This window comes from Chitinophaga barathri (assembly GCF_003807585.1).
GTDB lineage: Bacteria > Bacteroidota > Bacteroidia > Chitinophagales > Chitinophagaceae > Chitinophaga > Chitinophaga barathri.
Map to the genome: position 1 here is coordinate 550,362 of NZ_RMBX01000002.1, position 12,601 is coordinate 562,962.

Annotated in this window: 12 protein-coding genes; 6 read left to right on the forward strand and 6 right to left on the reverse strand. The window is 45.3% G+C overall.

Translation table 11 applies throughout. From position 1 onward, the window contains the following. Positions 1–139 precede the first annotated feature (139 nt). A complete protein-coding gene (locus EG028_RS05370; protein WP_120515241.1) occupies positions 140–709 on the reverse strand; it encodes a YceI family protein in 570 nt (189 codons plus the stop codon). A gap of 111 nt (positions 710–820) precedes the next feature. On the opposite strand from EG028_RS05370, the gene EG028_RS05375 reads away from it, so the two are divergent. Further along, positions 821–1,219: a winged helix-turn-helix transcriptional regulator gene (locus tag EG028_RS05375; protein ID WP_120515240.1), complete on the forward strand. Its 399-nt coding sequence runs from the start codon at positions 821–823 to the stop codon at positions 1,217–1,219. Positions 1,220–1,229: 10 nt separating this feature from the next. Here EG028_RS05375 and EG028_RS05380 read toward each other — a convergent pair whose 3' ends face one another. Then, on the reverse strand, positions 1,230–1,811 hold the full coding sequence (locus EG028_RS05380; protein ID WP_120515239.1) for an LOG family protein: 582 nt from the start codon (positions 1,809–1,811) through the stop codon (positions 1,230–1,232). Positions 1,812–1,884: 73 nt separating this feature from the next. After that, positions 1,885–2,475, reverse strand: a complete 591-nt coding sequence (locus EG028_RS05385) for a hypothetical protein (RefSeq protein WP_120515238.1) — start codon at positions 2,473–2,475, stop codon at positions 1,885–1,887. Between the two features lie 567 nt (positions 2,476–3,042). On the opposite strand from EG028_RS05385, the gene EG028_RS05390 reads away from it, so the two are divergent. After that, positions 3,043–3,714, forward strand: coding sequence for an aspartyl/asparaginyl beta-hydroxylase domain-containing protein (locus tag EG028_RS05390; protein ID WP_120515237.1), 672 nt, complete (start codon positions 3,043–3,045; stop codon positions 3,712–3,714). Continuing rightward, positions 3,711–4,607 (forward strand): sulfotransferase family protein, encoded by an 897-nt coding sequence (locus EG028_RS05395; protein ID WP_120515236.1) that lies wholly within the window; start codon positions 3,711–3,713, stop codon positions 4,605–4,607. Before EG028_RS05390 ends, EG028_RS05395 begins: the two co-directional genes overlap by 4 nt. Here EG028_RS05395 and EG028_RS05400 read toward each other — a convergent pair. After that, positions 4,583–5,104 carry an adenylyl-sulfate kinase gene (locus EG028_RS05400; protein WP_120515235.1) on the reverse strand — a complete coding sequence of 174 codons (522 nt, stop codon included), beginning with the start codon at positions 5,102–5,104 and terminating at the stop codon, positions 4,583–4,585. The genes EG028_RS05395 and EG028_RS05400 overlap by 25 nt on opposite strands. 177 nt (positions 5,105–5,281) lie before the next feature. Between EG028_RS05400 and EG028_RS05405 the strand changes: the two genes are divergently transcribed. The 3 genes from EG028_RS05405 (at position 5,282) to EG028_RS05410 (ending at position 7,430) form a co-directional block, all read left to right on the forward strand. Continuing rightward, positions 5,282–6,235 carry an AraC family transcriptional regulator gene (locus tag EG028_RS05405; protein WP_120515234.1) on the forward strand — a complete coding sequence of 318 codons (954 nt, stop codon included), beginning with the start codon at positions 5,282–5,284 and terminating at the stop codon, positions 6,233–6,235. A gap of 368 nt (positions 6,236–6,603) precedes the next feature. Continuing rightward, positions 6,604–7,038 carry a MauE/DoxX family redox-associated membrane protein gene (locus EG028_RS28050; protein ID WP_394364017.1) on the forward strand — a complete coding sequence of 145 codons (435 nt, stop codon included), beginning with the start codon at positions 6,604–6,606 and terminating at the stop codon, positions 7,036–7,038. 113 nt (positions 7,039–7,151) lie between these two features. Continuing rightward, positions 7,152–7,430, forward strand: a complete 279-nt coding sequence (locus EG028_RS05410) for a hypothetical protein (RefSeq protein ID WP_123864573.1) — start codon at positions 7,152–7,154, stop codon at positions 7,428–7,430. Positions 7,431–7,463: 33 nt separating this feature from the next. Here EG028_RS05410 and EG028_RS05415 read toward each other — a convergent pair whose 3' ends face one another. Together EG028_RS05415 and EG028_RS05420 are read right to left on the reverse strand one after the other, a co-directional pair. Then, a complete protein-coding gene (locus EG028_RS05415) occupies positions 7,464–8,861 on the reverse strand; it encodes a RagB/SusD family nutrient uptake outer membrane protein (protein ID WP_120515232.1) in 1,398 nt (465 codons plus the stop codon). Positions 8,862–8,864: 3 nt separating this feature from the next. Further along, a complete protein-coding gene (locus EG028_RS05420; protein ID WP_123864574.1) occupies positions 8,865–12,455 on the reverse strand; it encodes a SusC/RagA family TonB-linked outer membrane protein in 3,591 nt (1,196 codons plus the stop codon). Positions 12,456–12,601: the final 146 nt, after the last annotated feature.

Genomic DNA, 12,601 nt, shown 5'->3' on the forward strand with positions numbered 1-12,601 from the left:
TATACGGCTATTGTAATGCAAATATAGGGAGATTTCAGTATTATCCTACTAATTCTATAGACTTTATCCAAAATATTCTTTGGGCATGAAAAAACCCGCCATGGTGGCGGGTTCCAAAATTTCGTCCGTTCTTCCCGGGTTATTCTTTACCAAACTCACCGTCCGCGATGATGGCTATTTCTTCGCTCAGCATGGGAGCGGCAAATTTAGCGCCTACGCCGAATTCAGAACGTTTGATGGTGCCGGTGGCGCGGAAACCTGCAACTTGTTTTTTGTTCATCGGGTTTTCGATGGTGCCGCGGTACCAGAGGTCCAGGGTTACGGGTTTGGTCACGCCATGGAGGGTGAGGTCGCCGGTAAGCTGGTATTTGTTCTCACCTGTTTTTTTCAGCGAAGTGCTTTTGAAAGTCAGGGTGGTGTTGGTAGCTGCGTCAAAAAAGTCGGGAGTTTTCAGGTGGTTGTCGCGCTGTTCAATGCCGGTGTTGATAGAGGCGGTCTGAGCGGTGAGGGTGAATACGGCATCGCTGAAGTCCGCCTTGGAAGCGGTAACGGTAGCGGTGAAGTCTTTGAACTCGCCGGAAACAGTGGAAATGCCCATGTGCTGCACATCGAATTTCAGCTGGGAGTGCGCTTTATCTGATTTCCAGGTTTGCGCAAAAGTGCTCAGCGAAGCTGCCAGGAGCAATACGAAGCAGGTAATTTTTTTCATGATTTGTGTTTGGTTTAAAAAGGAATGCAAACTTATGTACATTTGCTTACGCTTGGTAAGTAGTTACCTAAAGGTAAGCACTAACATCCAGGTTAGTTAACAATAGTATATATGTTAAAGTTACAAACAATTTCAGCAGAATGGGAATCCTGTACCGCTTTAAGCGCTGTACAGGACGCTTTATATGTTCTTCACGGCAAATGGAAACTGCCCATTATCGTGGCGCTCAGCTCGGGCAATAAACGTTTCAATGAATTGCAGAAAACGGTGAAAGGCATTGCGGCCAAAGTGCTCAGTCATGAACTGAAGGAGCTGGAACTGAACGGGTTTGTGCTGCGGAAGGTGTACAATACCACGCCTGTGGTGATTGAATATGAGCTGACGGACTACAGCAATACGCTTGGCGCGGTGGTGAACTCCCTGCGGGAGTGGGGCACCATGCACCGGGAAAAGATCCGCAGCCAGCTGCGGCAGAAGACGGAGGAGCGTGCGGCGGTGGCAGCGGAGTAATCCTTTCCCCTCAGAGCTCGTCCTTCGTGATCCACTTACCTACCAGGGGCGGCGTGTATTGTTTCATCTGTTCCAGCAGCTGGTGAATGTCTGTGCCGGAGAGCAGCATCCGTTGGTTTTCCGCCTTCAGCAGGCCTTCATCCGTCATGTGCTGCAGAAGTTTTGTAAGATGATCGTAATAGCCGTTTATGTTCAGCAGCGCGATCGGCTTTTGATGCAGGCCCAGCTGCGCCCAGGTGATCATTTCAAACAATTCTTCCAGGGTGCCGTAGCCGCCGGGCAGCGCGATCACGCCATCGCAGAGGTCGTTCATTTTTGTTTTGCGTTCGTGCATGGTTTCCACCATGATCAGTTCGGAGAGCCTGCGGTGGGCAATCTCTTTCGCCCGTAAAAAATCGGGTAACACGCCGACCACTTCCCCGCCGGCTTCCAGCGCGCCGTCTGCCACCGCTCCCATCAGCCCAATGTTCGCACCGCCATAGATCAGGCGGATGCCTTTTTCCGCCAGCGTTTTCCCCACCAGGTAAGCCTGTTCCATATATACCGCACTAAATCCCGGGCTGGACGCGCAAAAAACCGTGATACTTTTCATAGAATAAATATAAAGCAAAAAGGCCGCTCCGGAAGGGAGACGGCCAGTTTTAACCAGTATCTTAACGTTGAATTTATTTCGTTTCCTTCAGGATAAAAGCGCCAAGCTCCTTGCCCGCTTTGGCATAAGCCTCCCCTATCCTCGCGCCGGAAGGGATATCGCCGAGGGCGCCGTTGCCGCTGGCATCTTCCACGCGGAACTTCACAAGGGCTTTGGTGGGCGCAGCAGCTTCCACGATCCAGACTTCCGCATCCATTTTTGGCGTTCTGCCGGTAAGCGTACCGCCCGGCTCAATGAGTTTGGTCCTGAAAATCAGCTGGTAACGCGCATCAGGATAGCTGCCTGCCGCCTTTTCCGATTGTTTGGTGAACTCGGTGATAAATTTCGGTTCGTAATAAGTGGTGCGGTCCTTGTACCAGCCTTCTTCCCAGGCATTTGCCGAGCCATAGGCTCTTTTTTCCGCGTCCGCGCGTTTCTTTTTTACATAGTTGGCTTCCCGGCCCATATCTCCCACGTTCATTTTGCTGTAGTCGAATACAATATTAAAAGTATCAATGCCTTTGAGGGCCGTGATCTTTCCGCCGAACACCGTTACTTTCTGTGCCTGTGCGGCTGTGCAGAAAAAAGCCGCCGCCAGCACCAGGGAAATGATCCTGATCTTCATAGTTCAAGGGTTTTTAGAGACAATAAATGTAATACATTCTCTCTTTTGGAAGCGGTAAAAATAAAAAAGGGTGTATCCAATCCGGATACACCCTGTACTTGCTGCTTTCTGCGATGTAAAAAGGTTGATTTTCGTTTACGCGTAACTGGTAGTGCGTATCAAACAATTAAGAGTAGCGGCTTATCTAAATAAAAAACTGATCTGCCCCGACAGGAACATACATAATTCGTTCATTAATATTCACGGAAATTTGTTTCGCAAAAACAGTGCGGATCCATACAAAAACAATAAAGATTACTATACGACGCTTATCAAGCCACAAGATAGTAAGCAGCGAATGCAGCCGTGTTATATCTTACCGAAAAGTGATGCAATTGTGACATACAAAAACAGGCTCAACAATACCTCGTTGCGCACAATGAACGATCGGCCTGAAAGTCCGTTTTAATTCCTTTCTCTTTGATCAATCCTGCAAGAAAATCCCTGCCCCGGGGCCTAAAAACCATATCCCTGCATGACAGTGATATGACACAAAAGCTTTCCGGCGGAAAGGCTTATTTTTAGTATATGCAAACCCCTTACCTCCGTCTCCCGTTTTTGTTTAACCCCGCCTTGCTGGAGGCGGACCTGCAACGCTGCCTGCGGGGCCATTGGGAGCAACATTTTAACGCAAAGGATTACGATGGCAGCTGGCAACTGATTGCGCTGCGCTCTATGACGGGCGCTGAAGAAGACATCCGCGCACATGCCGGCGGGCAATACCTGGATACGCCGCTGATGGAAGCCTGCCCTTATTTCCGCGAAATAACCGCACAGTTTGAATGTGAAAAAGAAGCCATCCGGCTGCTGTGCCTTGCGCCCGGCAGCATGGTAAAAGAACACCGGGACCAACAGACTTCGTATGAAGACGGGCATTTCCGGTTACACATCCCGGTGATCACCAATCCCGGTGTGGAATTTATAGTAGCAGGCCGGCAGCTGCCCCTTGTACCCGGCGAATGCTGGTATGCGAACTTTGACCTGCCGCACAGCGTGGCGAACCGCGGGGAAACGGACCGGGTGCACCTGGTGCTGGACCTGGTCCGCAATGAATGGATAGACCGTCTCTTCCGCGATGCGGGATACATCCCACCCGCCACCGGGCCTGATCCGGAAACGCTTCAGAAAATAATCGCCGAGCTGCGACTGCAAAATACACCCGCCGCGCTGGCCCTTATCGCCCAACTGCAACAGCCATGAGCCACATTCCTTACCAGTTGCTGCCGGACGGGTATTTCCGTTGGCTGTACAAAGGAGATCAGCCCTACCACAAACCATTTTTTGAAGACGATATCCGTCGGTTCCGCTCCCTTCCGGAGAACCGGCATCCGTACCAAAGCCTGAGCAGCCCTGAAAGCCTCATTGAATGGGCCTCGCAGATCGAAGCCCCTCCGCCGGCCGCGCTCATCTTTCACGTGAGCCGTTGCGGCAGCACGCTGCTGGGGCAGGCCCTGGCGGAAGATGAACAACAGATCGTGCTGCCGGAAGTACCGCTGCTGGATGAATTGCTTCGCGCAAACGCCGGCCCGCTTTTGTTTACCAGCGTCATTTCACTGCTGAGCAAAAAAAGAACCGGCCACGAGACCCATAGCTGGATAAAACTGGACAGCTGGCACCTGTTTTATTACGAGCAGCTGAGGGCCGCTTTTCCCCAGGTACCTTTTATCCTGCTTTGCCGCGAGCCTGCTCCCGTATTTGCAAGTCACCGGCGGCAGCGAGGCATACAGGCTGTGCCGGGTATGCTGCCCGCGGCGCTTTTCGGGTGGCAGCAGGAAGAAGTGATGCACTGGCAGCAGGACCTGTACCTCGCCCGGCTGCTTGAAAAATATTACCGGCAGATCCATCATATTCTTCAAAAAGATGCACATTCCACCCTGCTGCATTACCAACCCTCACTGCGCCCTATGCTGGAGCAGTTATTCAGTTGCTGCGGTATAACGCCTACGGACATACTGTTGGAAAAAATGGTAGCAAGGGGTGCAAAAAATGCCAAACATCCCCATGAGTTATTCAGGGAAGCGCCTGTTTTGGAAAAAATTCCGGAATACCTGGCTCCGGCGGAGGCCGCCTACTTGCAATTGCGGATAAAATGAGATAGCTTGTCCACCGAAACATCCGGGGTATCTTTTTCGGTATCCAGGATGAGATGAGGCTTAAAAGGGATCTCATACGGATCGTTGATACCGCTGAGGTTATATAACTTTTGCGGATGCCCGTCTGGCAACAGGGCCCTTTTATACAGCTCCTTGGTATCCCTGCGGATGAGCTCAGGCAGGGAACAATCCAGGTACACCGTACGGGCGCCGTACAGCTGTTCCATTTCAAGGCGGATGGATTCAAAGGGGTTGATGGCAGCCATCACCACCGTAACACCGTTGCGGCTGAGCAGGTTGCCGACATAACCGAGCCGGCGGATATTTTCCTTGCGGTCATTAGCGGAGAAACCAAGGTCCCTGGACAGCACGCGCCTGCAATCATCTCCGTCCAGCAATTCAGCAGGGCGGCCTTCAGCGAGGCAGCGGGCTTTTAATAATTCCCCGATAGTTGTTTTACCGGAACCGGATAGGCCGGTGAGCTGTATGAGGGGCATATGTGAATTTAGTGAATGTTCTTTTTACGTAACTACCAAACAATTCCCACTGCGGTATTGTTTCAGTAGGATATAGAAACCGGTGTTTTTACACCTTCTTCAACCATTGCCTGCCCATCCAATTTTTTCTGCCGACTAGCTTAATTCTACTGATTCTGTCACTTAATTCCTGCTTCCATGCCTTTGAATCAAACCGAAGGGATTTTGCTGGGGCCTGCATTCCAGTTCGGCAAAACGATTCCCTCCAACCAGCCAGGCAGCCTTGTACAGGATGCGTGTGTATCTTATTGCCAGCATTCGTCCGGGCAAATATTTGCCCAGCATTTTTCCGACCAGTACACCAGCGGCTGGCTTTACCATTTTGAAACGGAAGCCGCTTTTACTATTCCCCTGCATTTGCAGCAGACGTCCGTAGTCATGATCTACAACCTTGAAGGCGAGGCCATGCTTCAGACCCGGCAACACAGCCCACTGCCGTTGCCTGGCAGTCATTATACGCTCCTGAGCCTTCAGCCGGATCAGCACAGCCTCCGCCTGCAACCAGGGCATAACCGCATACTGCTGTTGCAGCTCGGCCCCAGCATATTCAGCCAGCTGGATGAAACCTGCATCAGCAATCCCTACGAAGCTCCCCGCCCGGGCCCTCTCCATACAAACAGCCTTCAGCAATTGGCCGAGCTGGAACAAACACAGCTTAGCGGGGAAATATGGCGGCTAAAACGCCAGGTGCTACTGCTGAACCTTCTCTTTAAAACCCTCGACGAAATGGGGGCCGCTTACCGCAAGGAAGACACCAGCATTTACCACCGCGACTACCTGACGTATAAAAAAGTGAAAGACTACATCAGCGAAAACATCGACAAAAAACTGTCCATCCAGATACTGGCCAACCGCTTCGGGATACAGCCCACCCAACTGCGGCGTGGTTACAAAAAGATCTTCCATCATCACCTGGCAGATTACATCCGGGAACTGCGCCTGGAAAGAGCCCGGAAGCTGCTGGAGAAAACCGAACTGCCGGTGCATGAGATCGCCTGGGAAGTGGGGTACGAAAGTGCGGCGGGGTTTTCGAGGGTGTTTTCGAATTATTATAAGTTGTCACCAAAAGATTTCAGGAGGGAGGCGGTGTGAGGAATTTTTATGGGCATCCTAAGCATAGAAAGTTAATGCTTTCATTTGATTGATTTCCCACAAAACCAGAATACCTCTTTCGCAAAAGAATAAAATTTGTAAAGAAATTGCTCCATTTTCATCCTCCTATCCTGCAGCATACGTGTAAATTATACGCTAAGTGAAATTCTTGCAACGCTGCCGGTCATTTCGGCAATTTTTTAATCAATGTGAAAATCTAGATTTACACTAGTAATCGAGAGAAAATCAGACATGAATGTTCCAGAGCATCGCATCTTACTGCACGTAACTTTTTCATTACAACGCATCAAGCTCCAGTTATAATTTGTCCAACTTTAAAACCATATTCTATGCTCCGCAGATGGATCATGGAGATTATCGTCCTCCTTTTATTTTCTCTTTTTGTATACGCGGCTACATCTAAATTAATGGATTATAAGGTTTTCCTCGTCCAGATGAATGACCAGCCGTTTGACGATAAATTTTCTATTCTTTTAGTTTGGGGACTTCCCGCCTTGCAATATCTCATAGCCGGCTTATTAATCTTCAGGCGCACTTTACTGGCTGGCCTATATGGGTCCCTGGCATTAATGTTAATCTTTACTGTTTATATCACTCTTATCAAGTTAAACTTCTTTAACCATATCCCCTGCTCCTGTGGCGGGGTGATCAAGCAATTTACATGGACTGAGCATTTATATTTTAACCTATTCTTTATCATCATAAGTCTCGCTGGGATTGTCTTCCATAAATGGCTTCGAAGAAACGTGAAGCCCACATTTGAAAAAATCCAACTATCATAAATCTACACTTTAAAGGTTTGAAAGCCGTTCCTGCTAAAAACGGCTTGTTTTACTCTCCATTAACACATACTCTCAATTTATTTACTCTCACAATTAATTAAATCGCTTTTAACATGAAAAAAATTAAACTGGCTGTATTAGCCCTGGGCTTACTTATGGGTTTTGCGGGTGCATATGGCAAATCGAAGAAGGCCGTTTATACATACTGGGCACAACCTAATGCTTCAACAACAGGTGTGCATGTATACGTGAGTGCAACTCCCCCTTCAGCTCAGTGCGTAGGAGGAAGCTCCTATGCATATATATGCAGATTTTCATCTGAGGAGGTTTTTAGTCCTGGAGAAATGGCATGGGTTTCCGAATCTGTTATCATTAGTACGTATGGCAACTAAAAAACGCACTTGAGGGCATTTTAAAATCACCAACTATCTCTCATTCTGGGCGATTCCGGTTTTATCAATTTCATCTTGTGGAATGGGGTATACATACTTCAAGTCATTTGGTAGTAACGTAAGTATTTGCCCATTCATTTTCCTTTTTATAGTGATGGCAAATCTAGGGTCGGTGTTGAGCCGTCTTAGATCTTGCCATCTTAATTGTGCTGTAAATGAAAGCTCCTTTTTACGTTCAGCGAGAATCTTAAATAAGAGGGAATCTGCATTATCCGTATAATAATTTAAATACTTTCCTTGTTCAAATCGGTTGACTAATAGTTTATTTAAGTCTTTTAGTGATGCCGAAATATCATTCAGCCTTGCATTGCATTCAGCTCTGGTTAAATAAATCTCGTTTATTCCTAATCCACAAAAATTAAATCCGACTCCAGCGTAAGTACCTCTGAACTTAATTTGATTTACCCCCTGGTTTTCAAAAAAATATCTTTTCCTAAGATCGTCCTCATCATAAGACATATATAAAATGGTATCCACAAACCCTTGATTAAAATTGTAATCTGGTATAATACCTGTATATCCGATGCCTTCACCATAAAAAATTATCTCTTTATTACCCACCCTAAAAGCAGGAAATCTGTATTCTATTGCCAAAGAAGGAATTCCCTCATTGAAATTCAATAATTCATCATTAACTGCAAATGAGGAATCGCAAAATTCCTTCCCTTTTAAATAATCCGACATATTTAGATAAATCCTTGCCAATAGAGCAAAAGCAGCTTGTCTTGATGGGCGGGTTTTATATTTGGAAACTAAAGGCAACAAAGGGATGGCGAGCATCAAATCATTAATTATTTGCTCGTAGGTAACTTTGAGACTCGACCTTTGTTTAATTTCATGAATATCAGAAGTTAACTTTAAGCTTAGCCCCAAATCACTGGTAGCTGTTAGCTCATTGTATTGCTTGCAAAAAATACTTGCAAGTTCAAAATATGCCATTGATCTGAAAAACAAAGCCTGCCCTTTTACATTATTAAAATCTGCTTGTTGGCCTGGAGTTATTTCTAAATCTTTCAATCCATCTAAAACAATATTAGCATAACTGATTTTAATGTACCCACTAGTATAATCTAGAGAAGGTCTGTTTTCAAAAATATCCGGGCTCCAGATGTAAGAATTTCTTTCAGTTGGCAATGTATTATTATAGTATTGCTCAGAAAGAAAATAGTGATCACAGCCCAGCTGGCCAATACTCGGATAATTGGCATTAAGAATAGTTGTATTATCCAGTACTGCCTGAAGAACATTTAAATTCTCTAAGGTAGTTTCGTCACGATTCCTTGGAACGTCTAACCATTCGCCTTGCTTCTTACAACTTACAATACAAATATCACTAATAAGGCAGGCCAGTATTATTATTAGTTTTTTCATAACTTAAAATTTCACAACTAAGCCGCTTGTAATGGAAAAAGGAACTGGAATGCTCTGACTGCTCATCTGATTGGATAAATCTGGATCCAGCTTATGTTTATTTGCACACCAAATGATTCCAACATTATTTAGGCTTGCATACAACTCAACAAAATCTACGGGAAGCCTGGCTTTTGTTGCTTTAGAAATATGGTATGCAATACGAATATCCTGAAGCCTGATGTGATCCCCGCGTTCAACCAATACTTCAGAGAATTGATAAAATAAGTTCCGCGAATCGTTAAATGGATAAGTTAGCGACGGAACATTGGTGGTTAATTCATCTCCTGATTCCCTCCACCTTTTTGAATAATCCACATGCATACCCTGATTCAAAACCCCTATATAGTTTAGATTTACAGAAGTACGTCTAAAATAATACCCAAGTTTGAAAATTAGATTCCATGAAACTGAAAATCCTTTAAATTCAAAATCATTCCTAAAGGAACCAAATACTGTTGGAACTCCCGACCCGTGAAAGACTAAGCTATCAGGGTTCGTTCTCAGTATAGCATTATAATCCTTACTTGCTATTCCATTTATATATCCCATTGGGTCACCATTCTGAGGATCTATTCCCGCCCATTTATAGCTTAAAATGCCCCTTAAGGGTTTCCCCTTGATGTTTAACAACGAAAAGGCTGCATCTTTAATCATAATTGAACTTGCGGTATTTGAGGGAATATCAATCCGGGTAATTTCATCGTTTAATGTACTTAATAACAGAGTGGTGTTCCAAATAAAAGGTTTTTCTACCAATCTGGAAGAAACCGTTATATCAAATCCTTTTGTTCTGGTATTTGCCGAATTTAAGTTGGCAAATCCAAAACCTGTTTGAGGGGCTAGAGGAACTCTTTGTATAAGGTCGACACCTCTCTTGATATAGTATTCTATAGTTGCATCCAATCTTGTATTATATGAAAAATCCAGCCCCAAATTCACTATCTGAATACGTTCCCATTTGAGTCGATTATTGGCCGGGTCATTAATTTGATATACATCAGCCCCGGTTAGCGGATCAGTTATTTGCCTTCCCACTAAATAGGCTGTTCCATTATAAATATTCCCATTCTCTCCAAAAGAGGCTCTTAGCCTTAAATTTTTCACCCACGGGGCCGTTATAAATTCTTCTTTATGTATATCCCAGCCTATGCCGGTTGACCAAAAAGGGGCTATTTTGTCTTTTACTTCAATTCCAAGTAAATTCGCTCCATCCCTTCGTGCGCTTAAACTCAGATCATATTTGCTCTTGAACCCATATTCAATATTTGTATAATAAGAAATAAACCGGTTGGTCACACCCGGATTCCCCCCGCTTAGACCCACAAGGGATTCTATCGTCGCATTTCCGTTTGGATTCAGCTGATACAAGGTATTGGAGTTCACAATAGATGATTGCGAAGAATTCTCATCCAAATGCCCTACAGTTCTTCTTATGGAACCATTTGCCGAAAGTTCTCGTATCTCCAAACCCAATATCCCTCTAACGAAATGATCCTCAAATCTCCGCTCAAAATTAATATCACCCCTGACACTATTTGTACGCCAATCGAAATCGCCTATTTCCATTATCCCTCCACGAGGTAAATTATATGTAAACTCATTTGTCGTCCGGTTAAAGGCAGCAAATTTATTAATAAGATTTCTGGAGTAATAGGCCGATTCATCCCAGAAAATCTTAGAGTATACTATCTGCCTTTCATTCTGATAATGCATTTGTGCATTTACATACTTCGAAAAAGTATATTTCAAAGCAGTCCTCAAAACAAGATTTTGGATAGACACACTTTCAATTCTATTATTCATCTCATCTAAAGGCCTATACTGCCAGTCTAGAAAACCCAATTTTCCAGTACTATCTTTGTATGTACTTCGATAATCTTTAACTACATCCGTGGCATGACCATTCTCATCGGCCAACCTTGCATATGGATACAAATTACTGTATTTCGATGTCCCTACAGATAATCCACCATACCTTACCTCATTTCCCATCATTGTCTTTGACTGGCTAAAGTTTAGATAGGTTTTAACCTCCATTCTTTTGACCGGTTTAAATGAATTGGATGAAATAACTGTAGTGCGTCTTCTTCCATTATTAATAAGGTTATCTTTGTTACGGTCATGTCCAAGTGAAAGATAATATGCAAAATCCTTGTTACCTCCTCTTACTCCAACAGAATATTGCTGGCTGACCATCCGTTGATACGAATATTTGCTTAATTCACTACGCAAATCATTCTTTCTCAACTCATTTAACATTGCTTCAGCTTCATGAATAGAAATCTCATTGCCCCTAAGTTTCGAAAAAATTTCCACTGCCGGAGTAACTGCCGGTCGGTTACTTCGATTTGTTAAATCATTATTAAAATAACCCCGGTCAAACAACGTTTTTTCCACCTCAATATAATCCGAAGCCTCCATATAGTTAGGATCGTAGAATAAATTAGGTTTAGCCCCTACAGTGAAGTTCATGTTTAAGTCAACCTTCATTTTCTGATTGTACTTCCCTCGCTTACTTGTAAGAACGATTACCCCATTGCCGCTTCGGGCGCCCCATATACTCGCCGCAGCGGCATCCTTAAGTACAGATATGGATTCGATATCATTAGGGTTGATATTTCTGATATCACCCTCATATGGAAAATTATCCAGGATTAACAGTGGATTCACATTAACCTGGTTAGGTGAAAGAGTACTTATACCTCTAAGTGACATTCCGGCAAAGTTGATGGTGGGCATTTTCTGAACATAGTACATATTCATCAGCTGGGCCCTCAACGTCAACAACCCACTCGTCACCCCTTCCAATCTCTCCAATATGTTCGGACTAGGATTCCTGTTCAGCAAAGCACTGTCTATCAACACAAAAGACCCGGTCGTCCGGTTCTTCGGGAGCACCTGGTAGCCCGTGGCTACAGACGTCACTTCCACAGCGGCTATCTGCGCAACGTTCGGCTCCATGTGGAAATTGATCTTCTTTTCATTGTCCAGGCGGTACTGGCGGCTGAGGTAACCGATCGACAGGACTACCAGGGTGGAGCGGGGCGGGATCTTGTCCAGCACATACCGGCCGTTTTCGCCGGTGGTGGTGCCGCGCATGGTGCCTTTTACCAACACCGTGCTGCCGGGCAGGGGATTGCCCAGCGTATCGGTCACAAATCCCGTAATGGAAATGGTTTCTTCTTCTTTCTTTTTTTCGATCACCGGCTGCGGACTGCCTTCTTTGATGACGATCTGGCCTTTCATGTAGATCCAATCCAGGCGAAGGTCATTCGTGATCTTTTCCACTACCTCTTCCGGCGTGGCTTTTTTGAAATCAACTTTTACCTTCAGATCAGGGTCCAATACCGAGATCTCGAAATTGATATTTACACCGGTTTGTTTGCGTACTTCGGCAAAAAGATCCTCCACACGGTAAGTACCCGATATCGTGCAGGTGCCGTCGCCTTTTACCTGCGCCCGCACAACCGTGCTGATGCATACCAGAGCGATACCCATCACCAGTTTCCCCAGGAAAGCTGCGAATTTACTACACATCGTTTTTGCACGCACAATTGTTGGTTGATCCGTTACGCTCCATGCCAGGCAGCTGTTCTCCGGGACATACGCATTTAAAGTTCATTCTTTTCTATTGTCAACGTATACATAAGGGATTAAACTACGTAAAATAAAACAAAATCCTACGAAGGATAGGATTC